This is a genomic window from Arthrobacter sp. MDT1-49-2, assembly GCF_059090185.1.
The window spans coordinates 1-20,622 of the sequence record NZ_JBNHFK010000015.1; the positions used below are offsets into that span (position 1 = coordinate 1).

13 protein-coding genes and 1 rRNA gene are annotated in these 20,622 nt (G+C 65.4%); 12 read left to right on the top strand and 2 right to left on the bottom strand.

Annotation, left to right across the window (positions count from 1 at the left end; translation table 11 throughout):
- Nucleotides 1-275 precede the first annotated feature (275 nt).
- Both AC5RTS_RS16075 and AC5RTS_RS16080 read left to right on the top strand, forming a co-directional pair.
- Complete coding sequence (locus AC5RTS_RS16075; RefSeq protein ID WP_493993017.1) at nt 276-1,436, top strand: sensor histidine kinase; 1,161 nt, start codon at nt 276-278, stop codon at nt 1,434-1,436.
- Nucleotides 1,433-2,113 carry a response regulator gene (locus tag AC5RTS_RS16080; RefSeq protein WP_493993018.1) on the top strand — a complete coding sequence of 227 codons (681 nt, stop codon included), beginning with the start codon at nt 1,433-1,435 and terminating at the stop codon, nt 2,111-2,113. Before AC5RTS_RS16075 ends, AC5RTS_RS16080 begins: the two co-directional genes overlap by 4 nt.
- A 90-nt stretch (nt 2,114-2,203) precedes the next feature.
- On the opposite strand, the gene AC5RTS_RS16085 is transcribed toward AC5RTS_RS16080, so the two are convergent.
- Complete coding sequence (locus AC5RTS_RS16085; protein ID WP_493993019.1) at nt 2,204-2,779, bottom strand: hypothetical protein; 576 nt, start codon at nt 2,777-2,779, stop codon at nt 2,204-2,206.
- Between the two features lie 256 nt (nt 2,780-3,035).
- Between AC5RTS_RS16085 and AC5RTS_RS16090 the strand changes: the two genes are divergently transcribed.
- The 6 genes from AC5RTS_RS16090 (at nt 3,036) to glgX (ending at nt 9,688) form a co-directional block, all read left to right on the top strand.
- Complete coding sequence (locus AC5RTS_RS16090; RefSeq protein ID WP_066300159.1) at nt 3,036-3,518, top strand: CarD family transcriptional regulator; 483 nt, start codon at nt 3,036-3,038, stop codon at nt 3,516-3,518.
- 85 nt (nt 3,519-3,603) lie between these two features.
- A complete protein-coding gene (gene ispD, locus AC5RTS_RS16095) occupies nt 3,604-4,368 on the top strand; it encodes a 2-C-methyl-D-erythritol 4-phosphate cytidylyltransferase (RefSeq protein WP_493993027.1) in 765 nt (254 codons plus the stop codon).
- A gap of 2 nt (nt 4,369-4,370) precedes the next feature.
- Entirely contained in the window at nt 4,371-4,871 is a 501-nt protein-coding gene (gene ispF, locus AC5RTS_RS16100) for a 2-C-methyl-D-erythritol 2,4-cyclodiphosphate synthase (protein WP_493993028.1), read from the top strand.
- Between the two features lie 33 nt (nt 4,872-4,904).
- A complete protein-coding gene (gene cysS, locus AC5RTS_RS16105; RefSeq protein ID WP_493993020.1) occupies nt 4,905-6,353 on the top strand; it encodes a cysteine--tRNA ligase in 1,449 nt (482 codons plus the stop codon).
- A 103-nt stretch (nt 6,354-6,456) separates the two neighbouring features.
- On the top strand, nt 6,457-7,446 hold the full coding sequence (gene rlmB, locus AC5RTS_RS16110; protein ID WP_493993021.1) for a 23S rRNA (guanosine(2251)-2'-O)-methyltransferase RlmB: 990 nt from the start codon (nt 6,457-6,459) through the stop codon (nt 7,444-7,446).
- Nucleotides 7,447-7,477: 31 nt separating this feature from the next.
- Nucleotides 7,478-9,688 carry a glycogen debranching protein GlgX gene (glgX, locus tag AC5RTS_RS16115; RefSeq protein WP_493993022.1) on the top strand — a complete coding sequence of 737 codons (2,211 nt, stop codon included), beginning with the start codon at nt 7,478-7,480 and terminating at the stop codon, nt 9,686-9,688.
- A gap of 68 nt (nt 9,689-9,756) precedes the next feature.
- On the opposite strand, the gene glgP is transcribed toward glgX, so the two are convergent.
- Nucleotides 9,757-12,381, bottom strand: a complete 2,625-nt coding sequence (glgP, locus tag AC5RTS_RS16120) for an alpha-glucan family phosphorylase (RefSeq protein ID WP_493993023.1) — start codon at nt 12,379-12,381, stop codon at nt 9,757-9,759.
- Nucleotides 12,382-12,551: 170 nt separating this feature from the next.
- Here glgP and AC5RTS_RS16125 point away from each other — a divergent pair, with 170 nt between their 5' ends.
- The 4 genes from AC5RTS_RS16125 to AC5RTS_RS16140 all read left to right on the top strand — a co-directional run.
- Nucleotides 12,552-14,603 (top strand): alpha-1,4-glucan--maltose-1-phosphate maltosyltransferase, encoded by a 2,052-nt coding sequence (locus AC5RTS_RS16125; protein WP_493993024.1) that lies wholly within the window; start codon nt 12,552-12,554, stop codon nt 14,601-14,603.
- Nucleotides 14,603-16,372 (top strand): maltose alpha-D-glucosyltransferase, encoded by a 1,770-nt coding sequence (gene treS, locus AC5RTS_RS16130; RefSeq protein ID WP_493993025.1) that lies wholly within the window; start codon nt 14,603-14,605, stop codon nt 16,370-16,372. The genes AC5RTS_RS16125 and treS overlap by 1 nt, the downstream gene beginning before the upstream one ends.
- Nucleotides 16,369-20,118 (top strand): 1,4-alpha-glucan branching protein GlgB, encoded by a 3,750-nt coding sequence (gene glgB / locus AC5RTS_RS16135; RefSeq protein WP_493993026.1) that lies wholly within the window; start codon nt 16,369-16,371, stop codon nt 20,116-20,118. The genes treS and glgB overlap by 4 nt, the downstream gene beginning before the upstream one ends.
- 443 nt (nt 20,119-20,561) lie before the next feature.
- Nucleotides 20,562-20,622: ribosomal RNA gene (locus AC5RTS_RS16140) — 16S ribosomal RNA — on the top strand; the annotation flags it as partial.

Here is a 20,622-nt window from a genome sequence, read left to right on the forward strand (position 1 = left end):
CGTTGCCTTCCGCATCGCCTCCGTGACCAACTGAGAAATCTGGGTCAACTCCTCACCGATCTGATGAAGTTCGGCCTGAAAAACCTTGCGCACTGAAGCGTCCTCTCGAAACGGCGGATCCTGAACATCAGCGGGGCAGTACGGCCACGCCGCTCCTGCAGGATGTCAGCCGGGGGTTAACCGCACGGACCCGTTAGATGAACGTTAGTTTAACGGACGAAGCAAAGCCACCGCCGGATCCCTGCCCGCAGCGAAGACATGCCTAAGCTAGGAGAGTGAATCTTGTACTGCTGGCGTTGCTGGCCGGCATGCTTGGCCTGGCCGTGGGTGCTTTCGGCGTCCTGGCCTATGGCGCGAGCCAGCGCCAGCGCCGGGACCTCGCCAACGTCTCCGAGCCCACCATCCCCGAGGGTGCCGCCGAGGTGCTCAGCGTCATTGGACGCGCCTACATCATTGCCGACGCCATCGACGGCGTGGTGCGGGCAAGCCCGGGCGCCTATGCCTTCGGACTGGTGCGCGGCCACACCATTGTTAATGAGCAGCTGCTGGGTATTTGTGCGCGGGTCCGCCGTGACGGGGTGATCGAAGAGTCCCGGCTGGAGCTGCCCCGGGGCCCGCTCGGGGACGGTGCGCTGATCCTGCAGGTCCGGGTGGCCACCGTGGGCGAGGAATATGTGCTGATCCTGGCCGATGACCGGACGGAGATTACGCGCACCGAAGAGGTCCGCAACGATTTTGTCGCAAACGTCTCGCATGAACTGAAGACCCCGGTGGGGGCCATCTCGCTGCTCTCCGAGGCGCTGGATGACGCGGCCGGTGACGAGGAAGCAGTACGCAGGTTCGCCGGCCGGATGCGCCGGGAGTCCAGCCGCCTCACTGCGCTGGTGCAGGACATCATTGAACTCTCCCGGCTCCAGAGCACCGACATTGTGGACCGCGCCAAGCCGGTGAACGTGGCCCGCGTGCTCGAAGACGCCGTCGAAGCCAACCGGCTGAACGCGGAGAACAAAAACATCGAGGTTCTGCTCGGCGGGACATCCGACGCCGCCGTCTACGGGGATGCGCCCATGCTCACCACCGCGTTCCGCAACCTGATCGATAACGCCATCCGTTATTCCCCCGAGGGAAGCCGGGTGGGGATCGGACTGCAGTCCAGAGACGGCATGGCGCAGGTGGCCGTGACGGACCAGGGCCCCGGGATTGCTGCCGAAGAGCAGGAACGCATCTTCGAACGGTTCTACCGGATTGATTCAGCACGGTCACGGCACACCGGCGGCACCGGTCTGGGGCTGAGCATCGTCAAACACGTTGTCGCCAACCACGGCGGGGAAGTCGATCTGTGGTCGCGCCCCGGGCAGGGGTCCACGTTCACCGTCCGCCTGCCGGAAATGGACCCTGTTGACACCCGTGAATTCGAGCAGGGAGTCACCGCTTGACCCGGATCCTGATTGTTGAAGACGAGGAGTCCTTCAGCGACCCCCTGTCCTACCTGCTGGAGCGGGAAGGCTTCGAAGTGGCGGTGGTGGACAACGGTGTTGAGGCCGTCTCCGCCTTCGAGCGGAACGGCGCCGATCTGATCCTGCTCGATCTTATGCTGCCCGGACTCTCCGGAACCGAGGTCTGCCGCCGGATCCGCCAGCGCTCCGACGTCCCGGTGATTATGCTGACGGCCCGCGACGCGGAGATCGACAAGGTGGTGGGCCTGGAAATCGGGGCCGACGACTACGTGACCAAGCCCTACTCCTCGCGCGAACTGCTGGCCCGGGTGCGTGCGGTCCTGCGCCGCCGCGGAGAGGTCGGCGACTTCGCCGATGCGGCGCTGGAGGCCGGGCCGGTGCGCATGGACGTGGACCGCCACGTGGTGCAGGTCAACGGCGCCGGCGTGCAGTTCCCGCTGAAGGAGTTTGAGCTGCTGGAGATGCTGCTGCGCAACGCGGGCCGGGTGCTGACCCGCGGCCAACTCATTGAACGGGTCTGGGGTGCGGACTACGTGGGTGACACCAAGACCCTGGACGTCCACGTCAAACGGCTGCGCGCGAAGATCGAACCGGATTCCGCCGCGCCCCGTCACCTGGTGACGGTCCGCGGCCTCGGGTACAAGTTCGAAGCCTGACCCCGCGCTTCCCCGAAGACAGCAGAAGGGGCCTGCGCCGCAGCGCAGGCCCCTTCGGGCAACTCTTCCCCGTGCGGGGAACAGGAATCCTTAGCCGTTGCTGGTTTCGGTAGCGGCCGGCACCGGTGCCATCTCCGTGGCGGAGTCGGTCGGCATCTCCGTGGACTCGGCAGCGGGCTCGGTGGGAGCGGAGGTGGGCAGGAAAGGCGCGTAATCCTTCATGTCACCGTTGACCACGGGGATGTTCAGCTCGGTGCTGTCACCGGTGAGGTTCAGCTGGGCCTCGATGCCGGTGCCGGGCTCGGCCTCGATCTTCTGGACAAGGACCTTCTCCTGGGGCTCGTCTTCAAAGACGACCTTCCCGCCGGCCGGCAGATCCCAGGGCAGGGTGGAGTCGCCCACGGCAAGCGTGAAGGACTGCGTCTCGGAGGAGTCGTTAAGGATCGTGCCGATCAGCCGTCCCTGCGCGCCGAAGCCTTCGCTGACCACCAGGACGTTGCGCAGCTGCAGGTCGCCGACGTTCTCGACAATGCCGTCGGAAGGCGCATACTGGGCAGTCGTTGCCTGATCGTTCACTGCGCTGCAGCCTGCCGAGCCCAGCATGGCCAGCGCGATGACACCGGCTGCAGCGGTGCGCCGGACCCGGTTCTTGGGTGTGAATCTCACAGCACAAACTCCTGAAGTATTGCGGTCTACCGACCTGAGGCTATCTTTGCTGCCTAGCCTATCGGCAAATGGGTAAAAAACTGGATTTTACGGGCCGCAGTGACAGGGCGGGACGGTGAATGCCGGCGGCCTCGGGGTACCTGCGTGAGGCTGCATGGTACCCACACGGAGGGCCAAGATATACCTGACCTGCGAAAACTCTACTCGGCGTGTCGCATCTCTGCTAAACTGAGGGCCGGGAAAGGGGAAAGACCACATGGTTTTTGAGGTTGGCGAAACAGTTGTTTACCCTCACCACGGTGCCGCGAAGATCGAAGAGATCAAGATGCGAACCATCAAAGGCGAAGAGAAAATGTATCTCAAGCTGAAGGTGGCCCAGGGTGATCTGACCATTGAAGTACCGGCTGAAAACGTCGACCTCGTTGGGGTGCGCGATGTAGTGGGCAAGGAAGGTTTGGAGCACGTGTTTGATGTGCTCCGCGCCGAGCTCACTGAAGAGCCCACTAACTGGTCGCGCCGATACAAGGCAAACCTGGAAAAGCTCGCATCAGGTGATGTCGTCAAGGTGGCTGAGGTCGTCCGCGACCTCTGGCGCCGCGACCATGACCGCGGGCTGTCCGCAGGCGAGAAGCGAATGCTCGCCAAGGCACGCCAGATTCTGATTTCGGAACTGGCGCTTGCTGAGAAAACGGATGAAGACCAGGCAGCGGCCGTGCTTGACGAGGTTCTCGCAAGCTAGGCAGTTGAGAATTTTCCTGCGATTGCCGGTCCCCAGGGGGCCGGCAATTGTTGTTTAAGGCCCCCTGCCGGGGCATTAGGCTGGAATCGTGCCCTCACCTACCAACCCCCAGCCGCGCATCGGCGTCATTGTGGTGGCCGGCGGCTCCGGCCAGCGCCTTGGCTATGGCGTGCCCAAAGCCCAGGTCCCCCTTGCCGGCGAACCAATGCTCGTCCACGCGCTGCGCGCCGTGCAGGCAGCGGAGATAGCGGCCGCCGTCGTCGTCGCCGTGCCCGCCGGAGATACCCTGATGCGCGGCATCTGCGCTGCACCTGAATTTGCCGGCACCGTGGTGACGGTCGACGGCGGTGCCACCCGGCCCGAGTCCGTACGGGCCGCGCTGGCCCTCCTGCCCACAGATCTGGATGCAGTGCTGGTTCACGACGCAGCGCGTGCGCTGACCCCTCCCGGGGTGTTCCGCCGCGTGGCCTCAGCCCTGGACGCCGGTGCCCGCGCGGTGATTCCGGCAGTGCCCGTGGTGGACACGGTGAAGGACACCGCCCCGGTGCCGGCGCCGCAGAACACTATTGCCGCCCGCCGGGTCACCGGAACGCCGGACCGTTCGCGGCTGCGCGCCGTGCAGACCCCGCAGGGCTTCGACGCGGACCTGCTGCGCCGCGCGCACGAGGCCGCGTTGGCCTTTCCGCCGGAACAGGCCGCCGCCGTCACCGATGACGCCATGCTGGCCGAGTCCCTGGGCATCGACGTCTTCGTGGTCGAGGGCTCACAGCTGTCCCTGAAAATCACCACCCCGTTGGACCTGGTGCTCGCGGAAGCGATCCTTGCCGGCGGCCATCGCGAGGAGATATGACCATGGTCCTGCCCCGTACCGGCATCGGCGTCGATGTGCACGCCTTCGCCCCGGAGGATGCCCCGCGCCCGCTGTGGGTTGCCGGCCTGCTCTGGGAGGGCGAACGGGGCCTTGCCGGGCATTCCGACGGCGACCCGGTGGCCCACGCAGCAGCGGATGCCCTGTTCTCCGCAGCGGGGTTGGGGGATCTTGGCACGCATTTCGGCACGGACCGGCCGGAATACGCCGGTGCCCCGGGAACGGTCCTGCTGGCCGAAGCGGCACGGATTGTCCGGGACGCCGGCTTTGAGATCGGGAACATTGCCGTGCAGCTGATCGGCAACCGGCCGAAGTTCAGCCCCCGCCGCGCCCAGGCCGAAGCGGTCCTCAGCGAGGCGGCCGGCGCACCGGTCAGCGTCTCCGCCACCACCACCGACGGATTGGGCTTCACCGGCCGCGGCGAGGGAATCGCCGCAGTAGCCACCGCCGTCGTTGCCCCGGTTCCCGCCGCGCCCCGCGACTGACTGCGCACGCGGGGTTTCCGCTAGCCTAGAGCAGTGAGCTTGAGATTCTATGACACGGCAACAGCGCAGGTCCGGGACTTCGTTCCCCTGGTGGAAGGCAAGGCCAGCCTCTACTACTGCGGTGCCACCGTGCAGGGATTGCCGCACGTAGGGCACATCCGTTCCGCCATCGCCTTCGACCAGCTCACCCGCTGGCTCCGCTACCGCGGCCTGGCCGTCACGGTGGTGCGCAATGTGACGGATATTGACGACAAGATCCTGGCCAAGGCCGCCGACTCCGTAGGGGCGCAGCCGGGCGACGGCGTCGTCCCGGACGAACCGTGGTGGGCGCTGGCCTACCGCTACGAGCAGGAGTTTGCCCGCGCCTACGACACCCTCGGCGTGCAGCGGCCCACCTACGAACCGCGCGCCACCGGACACATCCCCGAAATGCATGCGCTGATCGCCGCGCTGATTGAACGCGGCCACGCCTATCCGGCCCTGGATGACTCCGGCGACGTGTATTTCGACGTGCGCTCCTGGCAGAAGTACGGGTCCTTGACCCACCAGAGCATCGATGACATGCAGGCGGCGCCCGACGCCGGCCCGCGCGGCAAGCGGGATCCGCGGGACTTCGCGCTGTGGAAGGGCCATAAGGAGGGAGAGCCGGAAACGGCCGCCTGGGACAGCCCGTGGGGACGCGGCCGGCCGGGCTGGCACCTGGAGTGCTCGGCCATGGTCACCAAATACCTCGGCACCGAATTCGACATCCACGGCGGCGGACTGGACCTGCGTTTCCCGCACCACGAAAACGAAATGGCACAGTCCCAGGCCGCCGGCCACGGGTTCGCGAACTTCTGGATGCACAACGGCATGGTCACCTTCGAGGGCGAAAAGATGTCCAAGTCGGTCGGCAATACCGTCAGCCCCGCGCAGATGCTGGCACAGGCCAGCCCCCGCGTGGTCCGCTACTACCTCGGCCAGGCGCACTACCGCTCCGTGCTCGACTACCGGCCCACGTCCCTGCAGGAGGCGGCGGCCGCCGTCGAACGCATCGACGGGTTTATCGCCAAGGCCCGCGCCAAGGTGTACGGGACCGGGGATTCCGGCTTTGTCCTGGACAGTCGCGCCATGCCCGACGCTTTCGCTGCCGCCATGGATGATGACCTGAACGTGCCGCAGGCCTTGGCTGTGCTGCACGAGACCGTCCGCGCCGGCAACACGGCTCTTGCTGAGGACGATAAGGACGCCGCCCGGAACGCGCTCCATGCGGTGTTGAACATGACTTCCGTCCTGGGCCTGGATGACACGGCCGGAGCAGCAGCGGCGTCGGGCCCGGCGGACGCCGCCCTGGATGCCCTGGTGCAGGAGCGCCTGTCCGAGCGCCGGCAGGCCCGCGCGGAAAAGGACTGGGCACGGGCCGACGCAATCCGGGATTCCCTGGCGGCCGCCGGCATCACCGTGGAGGACACTGCGGACGGCGCAACCTGGAGTGTTGCCTGAGTCCTGCCCGGCTTTGGGGGCACTGTCCGGCCGTTGTCCGGCAACCCGGCTGCGGACTGCGTAAACTGGAAGAGAATGCTTTCTTCTAGTAAAGGTGTAACCGATGGCCAACAATGGACGTCCCGGCGCAATGCGCAAAGCCAAGAAGGGTCCCAGCGGCGGTACCGGCGGGCTCGGCCGCAAGGCCCTCGAGGGTAAGGGCCCCACACCCAAGGCTGAAGACCGCCCCTACCACAAGGCGTTCAAGAACAAGCAGCTCGCGGAGCGTTCCGCCGCCAAGCGCACTGATGCCCGCGCCGGCGGCCGTAGCGGCAACAACGTCCGCGGCAAGGTCGCCGAAGAGGTCGTCACCGGGCGCAACTCCGTAGTGGAGGCACTGCGGGCAGGCATCCCCGCCAAGGCCCTGCACGTTGCCGTGCGCATCGACATGGATGACCGTGTCCGCGAATCCCTGAAGATGGCCGCGGAGCGCGGCCTGCCGGTGATGGAAACCCACAAGCCGGAACTGGACCGCATGACCAACGAGGCCGTGCACCAGGGCCTGGTCCTGCAGATCCCGCCGTATGAATACGCCGACCCCACGGACCTGGCCTCGGAGACCATCGAAGCCTGGAAGAAGGGGCACATCCGCAACGCGCCGCTGTTCGTGGCCCTGGACGGCATCACCGATCCGCGTAACCTCGGTGCGATCATCCGCTCCGCTTCCGCTTTCAGCGCGCACGGCGTGATCGTGCCCGAACGCCGCGCCGTGGGCGTCACCGCCTCGGCCTGGAAGACCAGCGCCGGTGCAGCCGTCCGCGTTCCGGTGGCCCGGGCCGGCAACCTGAACAACACCCTGAAGACGTTCAAGAAGATGGGCATTTTCGTTCTCGGCCTGGACGGCGACGGCGATGTCTCGCTGCCGTCGATCGTGCTGGCCAAGGAACCGATCTGCATTGTGGTCGGTTCCGAGGGCAAGGGCCTGTCCCGCCTGGTCCGCGAGAACTGCGACCAGATCGTCTCCATTCCGATCGACTCCGCCATGGAGTCCCTCAACGCCTCCATGGCTGTCGGTATCACTCTGTACGAGATTTCCCGGCAGCGCTCCGCCTAATCCGGACGGAGCCCCAGCAGCGAAGGGCAACATGGCGCACGTGATCACCGGAACTGCCGCGGGCACCGCATCACAGCGGGACTCGCGGCCCTTTCCCTTGGGCGTCCGGCATACCGTTCCCGGTGTGCCGGACGTTCCCGGAGCCGTCAACGTGTCCGTCTACGCCCCGGGCCTGCCCGCAGTGGATGTGTATTTCGAGACCTCCCCCGGAGTCTGGGCGTCGGCGCCGCTGGTGGACACGGTGCCCGGGATTCACCACGGGCGGGTCCATGGGCTCAGGCACGGCCACCGGTACGGTTTCTGGCCGCGGGGGAAGGAGCTGCCAGGTGAACCCGGCAGCTTCCAGCTGCTGCTGGATCCCTATGGGCGAGGCATTGAGGAAACCGGTGAACCCGGCGGGGAACCGCTCTATTTTTCCGTCTACACGGGCAGCGGCTTCGACTGGGGCAATTCGCAGCGGCCGCACACCCCGTGGCGGGACACGGTGGTCTACGAAGCCAGTGTCCGCGGGCAGACCATGCTGCACCCCGGCATCCCCGAGGAACTCCGGGGAACCTATGCCGGCATGGGGCATCCGGTCATGGTGGACTACCTCCGGGACCTCGGCATCACCGCTGTGGAGCTGCTGCCGGTGCATTTCCACATCGACGAACTGCACCTGCAGGAGCTGGGGCTGAGCAACTACTGGGGCTACAACACCCTGGGTTTCTTCGCCCCGCACACCGGCTACGCCACCGAAGCTGCCCGGAAGGCCGGTGCCAAGGCCGTTCAGGATGAAGTGAAGGCCATGGTGAAATCCCTGCACGAGGCCGGCATCGAGGTAATCCTGGACGTGGTCTACAACCACACCGCAGAGGGGCGCGCCGAGCAGCCGGCGCTGAGCTGGCGCGGGCTGGGCGACGCCGTGTACTACCGGCACGCACCCGGCGGCGAGTACCTGGACACCACGGGCTGCGGCAACACCCTGGATTTCAGTGAGCCGCGCGTTGTCCAGCTTGCCCTGGACTCACTGCGGTACTGGGTGCAGGAATTCCAGGTGGACGGGTTCCGCTTTGATCTGGCCCCCACCCTGTGCCGCAACGCCGAGGGTAAGTTCGATCCGCGCCACCCCTTCCTGGTTGCAGTGGCGGCAGACTCCGTCCTGCAGGACGTCAAACTTATTTCCGAACCGTGGGACCTGGGCCCGGACGGGTGGCAGACCGGCAGATTCCCGCCGGGCTGGGCCGACTGGAATGACCATTTCCGCGACATTGTCCGGGACTTCTGGCTCCGTGATCAGGCAGCCATTGCCGGTGGCGGAGAGGGCGGGTCCCTGGCCCGGATTGCCGGGGCGCTGGCCGGATCGGCCCATCTGTTTGCCGAATCGGGCCGCACGGCGCTGGCGTCCGTCAACTTTGTCACGGCACACGACGGGTTCACCCTCGCGGACCTGACCATGTTCGAACGCAAGCACAACGAGGCCAACGGCGAAGAGAACCGGGACGGAACCGGTGAAAACCGCAGTTATAACCATGGCGCCGAAGGCCCCGTTGACGACGAACGGATCAACGCCGCCCGCGCCCTGACCGCCCGCAACCTCATGGCGACGCTCACCATGTCGCTCGGTGTGCCCATGATTACCGCGGGAGACGAACGGGGCCGCACCCAGCGCGGAAACAACAACGCCTACTGCCAGGACAATGAGATTTCCTGGCTGCACTGGGACCTGGACGACGACGGCCGGCGGATGCTCTCGACCACTCGGAGCCTGCTGCGCCTGCGCCGCGAATACCTGGCCGGCCAGCCCTACAGCTTCCCGGCCGACCCGCGGCAGTCCTTCCTGCTGTGGTTTGACCAGGACGGTCAGCCGATGACCCCGGAACAGTGGAATGACCCGAACTGCCGGCTGGTGCAGGTGCTGATCGGATCCGGCGACGGGGCACTGAACGGATCGATAGTCATCAACGGCGGACTTTCCGATGCGGAGATCCGGCTGCCGGACGCCGATGCGCTGTCAGCGGCACGCCGGAACGCGGGCATCGACCCGGTGGCGGGCACCGATCCGCAGCCGGGAACCGATCCGCGCCCGGGAACCGATCCACGCCCGGGAACCGATCCGCACGGCGCGGAGCATGGCTATCAGCTCCTGTTTTCCACCGGGTATGTCCCGGGCGCCGGCGAGGACAGCCGCCGCGGCGCCCTGCTCCAGGCCGGGGACATGGATACCGTTCCGGCGAACGCCGTGAGCTTCTACCGCGCCTAGCGCCGGTTTGCTTTGCCCGCGTCCGGCCGGGGCGTCGGCCGGAAACGCCGCGCCCCGGACACGGGCCGCTAGGCGTTGGCCACGAGCCCCAGTTCCGCCTTGGAAGCCAGGCCGGAGTGCGTGGGCAGCACCCGCACGGTGTACCCGAACGGTCCTGCCTGCTCAATCCGGATGGTTCCCTTGAACAAATGCCTGCCGGAGCCCAGGTCTTCGGTAGGGGACAGCACCTGCAGCTGGTGGTCGCTGATCTTGTCGTTTTCCAGCACGACCCCGTAAGCAGCTTCCACGCTGACGTCCTCGGGACGCAGCGAGCCCAGGGACACATAGGCCAGTACGGTCAGGCTGTCGCCGATCTGCGGGTTTTCGCTGACACCCACGGAATCCACGTGTTCCACCTGTACCGTCGACCAGCCGTCACGCACGCGGGTAATCCACAAGGCCAGCTCCTTCGCCGCGGAATAACCGTTCGCGGCCATGGCCCGGCCGCTTGAACTGGCGGGGCGGTAGAGCCGGTTGACGTAGTCCTTGAGCATCCGGGAGGCCGACACGTTCGGTCCGAGGTCCGCCAACGTGTGCTTGACCATTTCCAGCCATTCGTGCGGCAGGGAATCCGCCGAGGGATCGGACGGCCCCGCGGAACCGGCCTCCGCGGGCGGTTCCTTGCCATAGAACAGCGGCCCCACCGCGTTTTCCAGCAGGTCATACAGCGCTGCAGCTTCGATGTCGTCGCGCTGGTCGGCGTTGTAGACCTCCCGGGTACGGGTGCCCTTGCTGGGGTTGGCGGAGGGAATCGCCCAGCCGTTGTTGCCGTCGTACATCTCATCCCACCATCCGTCCAGGATGGAGAGATTCAACCCGCCGTTGATCGCGGACTTCATCCCGGAGGTACCGGAGGCTTCCAGCGGTCGCAGGGGATTGTTCAGCCACACGTCACAGCCCGGGAACAGGGTGCGGGCCATCGCTATGTCGTAATTGGGCAGGAAGACAATCCGGTGGCGAACCTCGGGATCATCCGTGAAGCGGACCAGGTCCTGGATCATCTTTTTGCCCTGTTCATCGGCCGGGTGCGACTTGCCTGCCACCACCACCTGGATCGGCCGGGTCGGGTGCAGCAGCAGGGCCTTGAGCCGGGCGGGATCACGCAGCATCAGCGTCAGCCGCTTATAGGTGGGCACCCGGCGGGCAAAGCCTATGGTCAGTACATCCGGGTCCAGCACGTTGTCCGTCCAGGCCAGCTCCGCGTCGGACGCACCGCGCTTGCGCCAGGCATGCTTCACCCGCTGCCGGACGTCCTCGACCAGGTTGCTGCGCAGCTTCCGCCGCAGATCCCACAGATCCCGGTCCTCGATCTCGTAGGCCCGGCCCCAGTCACGGTCATGCACGGTCGCGACGCCGAACTTCTCGCTGGCGAGCTCCGTCACCGCCGGATCAACCCACGTGGGAACGTGGACGCCGTTGGTGACCGAGGTGATCGGCACTTCGGAGACGTCAAAGCCCGGCCAGAGGCCGGAGAACATCTCCCGGGAGACTTCCCCGTGCAGTTTGGCCACACCGTTGGCCCGCTGCGCCAGCCGCAGCCCCATCACTGCCATGTTGAACTTGCCCGGGTCCCCGCCGTCATAATTCTCGGCACCCAGCCCCAGGATCTTGTCGGTCGGCACGGACTGCGCCAGGCCGGCATTCAGGAAGTGGCGGATCTGTGCCTGCTCGAAGCGGTCGATGCCGGCCGGCACCGGGGTGTGGGTGGTGAACACCGTGGAGGCACGGGAAACAGTCAGTGCCTCCTCCCACGTCATGCCCTGGTCCATTAGTTCGCGGATCCGTTCCACGCCCAGGAATCCGGCGTGGCCCTCGTTGGTGTGGAATACCTCGGGCGCGGGGGCTCCGGTGAGCCGCTGATAGACGCGCAGGGCCTTGACCCCGCCCATACCCAGCAACAGTTCCTGCTGCAGCCGGTGGTCGCCGCCTCCGCCGTAGAGCCGGTCGGTGATGCCGCGGGCGGCGTCGTCGTTGCCGATGACATCGGAGTCGAGCAGCAGAAGCGGCACGCGCCCGACGTCGGCCCGCCAGATCTGCGCGGAGAGCTGACGGTTGTCCGGCAGCGGCAGGGTGATCTTTGCGGGTGTGCCGTCTTCCTCGCGCAGCAGGGTCAGGGGCAGTCCGTTGGGATCCAGTACCGGATAGGTTTCCAGCTGCCATCCGTCGCGGGAAAGCGCCTGCTTGAAGTAGCCGGCCTTGTACAGCAGCCCAACCGCGACCAGGGGCAGCCCCAGGTCGGAGGCCGCCTTCAAATGGTCACCCGCCAGAATGCCCAGACCGCCGGAGTACTGTGGCAGCACCGCGCTGATCCCGTACTCGGGGGAGAAGTAGGCGATGGACTGCGGGGCGTCCTCGCCGAGATTCTGGTACCAGCGCGGATCGTGGAGATAGTGATCCAGATCCCTGCCCAGGTCGGAGATGACAGAGACCAGGTGCTCATCGCGGGCGATGGCTTCCAGCTTGTCCCTGCTGACCGTCCCCAGCAGCTTCACGGGGTCGCCGCCGCTGGCGCGCCAGGCCTGGGGATCAAGGCTCTCAAATAGCCGAAGTGTGGGCTGGTGCCAGGACCAGCGCAGGTTCGACGCCAGCTGGCCAAGAGGGGCGATGCTGGCTGGGAGGACAGTTCGGACCGTAAATCTGCGGATTGCCTTCACCCGGGCTACGCTAGCGCACATACCGGCCGGATAAACCGAAATGACGGACAAAAAACGGCGAATTGGCCGGGTGCCTTGAAAACCGGGACAAACCGAGCCCGACCTGCGGCGATACGGGAAAAAGTACGTTGCCTTAGCATTCTGTCCGAATTCTCGCTAACGTCTAGTCTGTGACCACATCCAGCGCATTGACACCAGAAGATCTGCCCTCGAAGGACCTGCGGTTTGGCCGGATTCCGATCACCAATGTGTCCCCCGTTCTCGATTACGGCCGATTCCCCGCCAAAGCGGTGCCCGGGGAAGACCTCATCATCGGCGCCACCGTGTTCCGTGAAGGGCATGACCTGGTAGGTGCCAGTGCCGTCCTCTACGACCCCGAGGGAAACGTCGTCCAACGGAACCGGATGCACCCGGTGGGCCTCGGGCTGGACCGCTGGGAAGGCATGCTGCGGCCGGAAGGCACAGGTAACTGGAGTTTCGCGGTGGAAGGCTGGGCCGACCTCTACGCCACCTGGCACCACAATGCCGAGGTCAAGATTGCCGCCGGCGTCGACGTCGAGGTGATGCTGACCGAAGGCCACCAGCTGTTCAGCGCCGCCGCTGCCGAGCGCACCGGTACAGACGCTGACATTCTCCGGACTACGGCCCAGGCGCTCGCCGACACCGGGCTCGAGGTCGGCGAACGGCTCGCCGCCGCCGGGACAGACGCCGTCCGGGCCGTGCTGAAGCGGGATCCGATCCGTGACCTGGTGACCAGCTCCGACCGTTTCCCGATCCGCGTGGAACGGGAGCTGGCCGGCCGGGGCGCCTGGTACGAGTTTTTCCCGCGCTCCGAAGGCGCACAGTTCAACCCCTCCACCCGCGAGTGGACCTCCGGAACGTTCCGCACCGCTGCCCGGAGCCTGCAGCGCGTGGCGGATATGGCTTTTGACGTCATCTACCTGCCGCCGATCCACCCGATTGGCACCACACACCGCAAGGGCCCGAACAACACCCTGGTCGCAGGTCCGCAGGATCCGGGTTCGCCCTGGGCCATCGGCGCTGCCGAGGGAGGCCATGACGCCATCCATCCGGATCTGGGGACTTTCGAGGATTTCGACGCCTTCGTGGACACCGCCCGGGAACTGGGCCTTGAGGTCGCCCTCGACCTGGCCCTGCAGGCATCACCCGACCACCCGTGGGTGACCAGCCATCCGGAGTGGTTCACCACCCGAGTGGACGGCACGATCGCCTATGCGGAGAACCCGCCGAAGAAGTACCAGGACATCTATCCCCTGAACTTTGACAATGACTATGAGGGCCTGTCCCGGGAAATCCTGCGGATCGTCCGGTTGTGGATCAGCCACGGCGTCCGGATCTTCCGGGTAGACAACCCGCATACGAAACCGCTGCGGTTCTGGGAATGGCTGATCGCCACGGTTAATGAGGAGTATCCGGACGTGATCTTCCTCGCTGAGGCCTTTACCCGGCCGCCCATGATGCACGCCCTGGCGAAGGCCGGTTTCCAGCAGTCGTACAGCTACTTCACGTGGCGGAACACCCGCAAGGAAATCGAGGACTATTTCACCGAAATTTCCCACGAGTCCTCGGCGTTCTTCCGCCCGAATTTCTTCGTGAACACGCCGGACATCCTTACCGAGTTCCTGCAGTACGGGGGCCCCGGGGCGTTCAAGATCCGTTCCGTGCTGGCCTCCACGGGAAGCCCGCTCTGGGGCGTTTACGCAGGCTTCGAGCTCTTCGAGCACGTGGCCCGGCCCGGCGCCGAGGAGTACATCGACAACGAAAAGTTCGAATACAAGCAGCGCGACTTCGCAGCAGCCGAAGCAGAGGGCCGCAGCCTGGCCCCGTACATCACCCGGCTGAACGAAATCAGGCGGGCGCATCCTGCCCTGGGCGAGCTGGAAAACCTCACAGTGCACAGCAGCACCGACGAGGCCACCGTGGTGTATTCCAAGCACAAGGAGACCCGCCCCGGCGATCCGACCAGCCGGGACACTCTGATTATTGTGGTTAACGTGGACCCCCACAGCGCCCGCGAATCCACCGTCTCGCTGAACCTCGATGCCCTCCAGCTGGACCCCCGGGACCTGAACGAAGACGGCACCTTCTGGGTGGACGACCTGATCAGCGGACAAAGCTGGCGCTGGGGAGCCCACAATTACGTCCGGCTCGATGCCCACTTTGAACCCGCGCACATCCTGTCAGTTCGGAGGAACTCCTAGTGCCCAACCCGTTTCAACTGCACGCACCCGGCTTGACCAATGATCCGCATTGGTACCGCAAGGCCGTTTTCTATGAGGTACTCGTCCGCGGCTTCGCGGACGCCAACGGGGACGGGTCAGGCGATTTCAGCGGCCTGATCGAAAAACTGGACTACCTGCAGTGGCTGGGTATCGACTGCCTGTGGCTGCCGCCGTTCTTCAAGTCGCCGCTGCGCGACGGCGGCTACGACATCTCCGACTACTACGACGTCCTGGACGAATTCGGCACCATCAGTGACTTCAAGCGCCTCGTGGCCGAAGCCCATGCCCGTGGACTGCGCGTCATCATCGACCTGCCGCTGAACCACACCTCGGACAAGCACCCGTGGTTCGAGGAATCCCGCAGCGATCCTGACGGTCCCTACGGCGATTTCTACGTCTGGTCCGACACGGATGAGAAGTATGAAGACGCACGGATCATCTTCGTGGACACGGAGGAATCGAACTGGACCTTCGATCCGGTTCGCCGGCAGTTCTTCTGGCACCGCTTCTTCAGCCACCAGCCGGACCTGAACTTTGAGAACCCCAAGGTGGTCGAGGCCATCTTCGACGTCGTCCGGTTCTGGCTGGACCAGGGCATCGACGGCTTCCGGGCCGACGCGATCCCGTACCTCTTCGAAGAAGACGGAACGAACTGTGAGAACCTCCCTGCCACGCACCGGTTCCTCAAGGACCTGCGGACCATGGTGGATGAGAACTACCCGGGCCGCGTGATCATCGCCGAGGCGAACCAGATGCCGCACGAAGTGGTGGAGTACTTCGGCGACGAAACCGGCGACGAGTGCCACATGTGCTTCCACTTCCCGATCATGCCGCGGTTGTTCTACGCGCTGCGGGACCAGAAGGCCGCCCCGATTATCCAGACCATGGAGGAGACCCCGGACATTCCGCCGGGCGCACAGTGGGGCACCTTCCTGCGCAACCACGATGAGCTGACGCTGGAAATGGTCACCAACGAGGAACGCCAGGCCATGCTCGGCTGGTACGCACCGGACTCGCGGATGCGCGCCAACATTGGCATCCGCCGCCGGCTTGCCCCGCTGCTGGACAATTCCCGCTCGGAAATCGAACTCATCCACGCCATGCTGCTGGCACTGCCGGGCAGCCCGTTCCTTTACTACGGGGACGAACTGGGGATGGGGGACAACATCTGGCTGGAGGACCGCGACTCCTCGCGGACGCCCATGCAGTGGAACCCTGACCGCAACGCCGGGTTCTCCACGGCTGATCCGGGCAAGCTCTACCTGCCGGTGGTCCAGTCGCTCGTCTACCACTACAACCACGTCAATGTGGAGGCGCAGCTGGCCAGCTCTAGCTCGCTGCTGCACTGGATCCGGCAGATGATCATGGTCCGCCGCTCGCATCCCGCCTTCGGACTCGGCTCCTACCGGAACGTTCCGACCGACGCCGAGGCAGCCCTGGCCTTCGTCCGCGAACTTCCGGACAACAACCCGGAAGGGGAGGTGGGGGAGACCATGCTGTGCATCTTCAACCTCTCCCAGCATCCGATCTCCGCGACCATGAAGCTGCCGGAGTTCGCCAACCGCGGCCTGCGGGACGCATTCGGCGGGACGCTCTTCCCGACAATCGGTGAAGACGGTTCCCTGACCCTGACCCTGGGCAGCCACGATTTCTACTGGCTGCGCCTGCGCTCGACGAAGTCGGATACGTCCTCGCCCCAGACCGAAGCAATCCCACTCATACCGATCTCGGAGGCCGCACGGAAATGACCCAGCTGACCCCGTCCCTGCCCGAACTGCTCACATCCTGGCTGCCCGGGCAACGATGGTTCCCGGCCAAGGGGCGGGACGTCCTGCTGGAGCGGGTGGGCGGGATCCGGCTCGAAGACCCCGCAGGCCAGGTAGGCATGGAAGTCCACCTGGTCGCCGTCGTCTCCGGGGAGCGCAGGGATGTCATCAGCGTCCCGGTGAGTTACCGGTCCGCGCCGGCGTCCGAGTTGGAGGGTGCGCTGCTGGGCAGGGCACACCATGAGGAACTGGGGGAGCGGTGGCTTTACGATGCCACCGCCGACCCGGTCTTCGTCACGGCATGGCTGGAGCTGATGCGTTCGCAGGCATCCTCGCTGGACGGGCACACCCACGGCTTCGGCCAGGACGGTTTCCCCGACTGGGAGCCGTTTACCGAGCCGCTGCCCACCAAGGTACTTAAGGGGGAACAGTCCAACACCTCGGTGATTGTGACCGCCCCGGAAGCGCCGCTGATCGTGAAGTTCTACCGGGTGGTTGCCGCGGGGATCAGCCCCGACGTCGAAGTCAGCGCCCGGCTTACCGAGGTCGGATCCGTGGACGTCCCGGCGACCTACGGTTGGGTTACCGGCTCCTGGACGGATGCGGGCTCCGGGGATACCTGGCTGACCGGACATCTGTCGGTGCTGCGGGAATTCTTCCCCGGTAGCGAGGACGCCTGGCGCACCGCGTCCGCGGCAGCACTCGCGGGCCGTGACTTTACTGCCGAGGCTGAGGAGCTGGGGGCTGCCACCGGCCGTATCCACCAGCAGCTGGCGGTCGCCTTTGGCAGCCGCCCGCCCACGGCCGCGGAACGCGAGGAGTTCCTTGACTCGCTGACCTCCCGGATCCGCTGGGAATGGGCGGAGGCCGGTGAAACGGTGGGCGATTTCGACGACGCCGTCGAGTACCTGCTGCAGCAGGTCAACAACCTGCAGGTCCTGCCGAACCTGCAGCGGATCCATGCGGACTACCACCTCGGCCAGGTGCTGCGCGTACCGGAACGGGGCTGGATCATCCTCGACTTCGAGGGTGAACCGCTGCGGCCGGCAGCGGAGCGCAGTGTTCCCGACGCCCCGCTCCGCGATGTGGTGGGGATGCTCCGCTCCATCGACTACGCAGCCGGGGTTGCGCTGATCGACGGGGACCAGGCTGCCGGCGGAGACGAGCAGCAGCGCAACGAAGCGGCGTACCGTTGGGCGGCGTCCGCCTCGGACGCCTTCCTCCGCGGGTACGAAAAGGAAACCGGTACCGCGATTAACCGCAGCGACCCGCTGTTCCTGGCCCTGTGGCTGGACAAGGCGCTGTACGAAGTTGTGTACGAGATTCGAAACCGTCCGCGCTGGATCAGCGTGCCGGCGGCTGCCGCCCGCCAGATCCTGGCGCAGGCGGACAATGCACGGCGAGCAAACGAAAGCCAGGAAGAGAGCACAGTGAACAAGCCACGCAAGCCGCGGTCCACCTCCGCCACCGTAGATCCCGAGGCGGCAGACGCCACGGTGCAGCCTTCCGCTCCGGCCGCCGCGCCCACTGCGGCTCCGGTGTCCACGGGCCCGATCCAGGTGGCGGAAGATGTGCTGCAGGCCGTTTCCGAAGGGCGCTACTACCAGCCGCACGCCATTCTGGGCGCCCACTTGGATGAGTCCGGAACCGTGACTATCCGCACCCTGCGTCCGCTGGCCCGGGAGGTCACGGCTATCACCCCCGGACACCGGGTGCCGCTGAGCCACGAGTACAACGGCATCTGGGTGGGAACCCTGCCGGCTGAGACGCCCGGAACGGTTCCTGACTACCGGGTGGAGGTCACCTACGACGGCGGGGAGCCCCAGCTTTTTGATGACCCGTACCGTTTCCTTCCGTCGCTGGGCGACATGGACCTGCACCTGATCGGCGAGGGCAGGCACGAGAATCTCTGGACCGTCCTCGGCGCCAACCTGCACCATTACAACTCGGTGCTCGGGGATATCTCCGGCGTCAGTTTCGCTGTCTGGGCACCGAACGCGCAGGCTGTCCGGGTCAAGGGCGATTTCAACGCCTGGAACGGCACGATCAATGCCATGCGATCCCTGGGCAGCTCGGGCGTATGGGAACTGTTCCTGCCCGGTGTTGAGCCCGGAGCCCGCTACAAGTACGAGATCCTGGGCAGCGACGGAGTGTGGCGCGAAAAGGCCGATCCCATGGCCAAGGGCACCGAAGTGCCGCCGCTGACGGGCTCCCGCGTGGTCGAGTCCAAGTACGAGTTCAACGACGCCGAGTGGATGGAAGCCCGCGCCGCCCACGACCCGCACAACTCACCCATGAGTGTGTATGAAGTGCACCTGGGCTCCTGGCGCCTGGGCCTGAACTACCGGGAAATGGCAGACCAGCTGGCGGAGTACGTCAAGTGGCAGGGCTTCACCCACGTGGAATTCATGCCCGTTGCTGAGCACCCCTTCGGCGGATCCTGGGGCTACCAGGTCACCTCCTACTTCGCCCCCACTGCACGGTTCGGTCATCCGGACGAGTTCCGCTATCTCGTGGACACCCTGCACCAGGCCGGCATCGGCGTCATTCTCGACTGGGTGCCGGCGCACTTCCCCAAGGACGAGTGGGCGCTGGCGAAGTTCGACGGGCAGACGCTGTACGAACACGGCGACCCCTGGCGCGGTGAACACCCGGACTGGGGAACACTGATTTTCGACTACGGACGCCGCGAGGTCCGCAACTTCCTGGTTGCCAACGCCGTGTACTGGCTCGAGGAGTTCCACATCGACGGCCTGCGGGTCGACGCCGTCGCCTCCATGCTGTACCTGGACTACTCCCGGCCGGCAGACCAGTGGCGCCCGAACGCCTTCGGCGGACGGGAAAACCTCGAGGCCATCTCCTTCCTGCAGGAGGTCAACGCGACCGCCTACAAGCGGGTCCCGGGCATTGTGATGATCGCCGAAGAGTCCACGGCGTTCCCGGGCGTCACGCGCCCCACCAGCACCGGCGGTCTCGGGTTCGGCCTGAAGTGGAACATGGGATGGATGCACGACACCCTCCAGTACATGGCCGAGGATCCCATCAACCGGGTCTACCACCATGCCAAGCTCACGTTCTCCCTGGTGTACGCGTACACCGAGAACTTCCTGCTGCCCATCAGCCATGACGAAGTGGTGCACGGAAAGGGATCACTGCTGCGGAAAATGCCCGGAGACCGCTGGCAGCAGCTGGCCAATCTTCGCGCCTACCTGGCGTTCCAGTGGGCCCACCCCGGCAAACAGCTCATCTTTATGGGCACGGAGTTCGGCCAGGAGGCGGAATGGTCCGAGCAGTACGGGCTGGACTGGTACCTGACGGACACCCCGCAGCATAAAGGCGTCCAGCTGATGGTGAAGCAGCTCAACGAGATTTACCGTGCCACCCCGGCTCTCTCCGAACGCGACAATGAGCCGGCCGGCTTCCAGTGGATCAATGAGAACGACGGCGCGCACAACGTGCTCTCCTTTATCCGCTGGGACCATCAGGGCAATCCGCTGGTCTGCATTGCCAACTTCGCCGGAGCACCCCATCAGGAATTCCGGCTCGGCATGCCGTGGGCCGGTGAATGGGTGGAAGCGCTGAACACCGACGCCGCCGAGTTCGGCGGGTCCGGTGTAGGCAACATGGGTGTAGTGCAGGCAGTCGAAGGTCCGTGCAACGGCCAGCCGGCATCCGCCACCCTGACGGTTCCGCCGCTGGGTGTGCTGTACCTGGTCCCGCGAAAGTAGGGGACTTTCCCTATCCTGCGGGGTGCCGGGCTGCGCCGTCCCACGGTGTGCGCAGCCCGGCCCAAACCGTGCTAGAGTAAATACCCGCGCTGAACGAGGTAATCGAGCAGTCGTGAGTCTGGGAAGCTGGTCTTCCTCCGGTTCGCCGGACAGGCAAACGGCCGGTTTGACACTACCAAGTCAGTGTGGCTAAGATAGAAAAGTTGCTCCGGAGCGACGCAGAGCTTAGATCTTCGCAGATCAGCCTGCCGGTGCCGGAAGCAGTCTGTTGTTTGAGAACTCAATAGTGTGCCAAGTTTATTGATACCAATTTATTTTGATTGGTTGAATCGACCGTGTCCGCCCACCCCGTGGGTTTGGAACGGTTTTTTTAGCCGGTTTCGAATTTAGTGCAGTGCCTGGCGGCTAATTTTCCTTGGCCCCGGCATTGTGTCTGTAAAACATTTACGGAGAGTTTGATCCTGGCTCAGGATGAACGCTGGCGGCGTGCTTAACACATGCAAG

Excerpts from the sequence above, each read along its gene's own strand:
- AC5RTS_RS16090 (WP_066300159.1), top strand. The coding sequence starts at position 3,036 with ATGGTTTTTGAGGTTGGCGAAACAGTTGTTTACCCTCACCACGGTGCC.
- glgB (WP_493993026.1), top strand. The coding sequence starts at position 16,369 with ATGACCCAGCTGACCCCGTCCCTGCCCGAACTGCTCACATCCTGGCTG.
- ispF (WP_493993028.1), top strand. The coding sequence starts at position 4,371 with ATGGTCCTGCCCCGTACCGGCATCGGCGTCGATGTGCACGCCTTCGCC.
- rlmB (WP_493993021.1), top strand. The coding sequence starts at position 6,457 with ATGGCCAACAATGGACGTCCCGGCGCAATGCGCAAAGCCAAGAAGGGT.
- glgX (WP_493993022.1), top strand. The coding sequence starts at position 7,478 with ATGGCGCACGTGATCACCGGAACTGCCGCGGGCACCGCATCACAGCGG.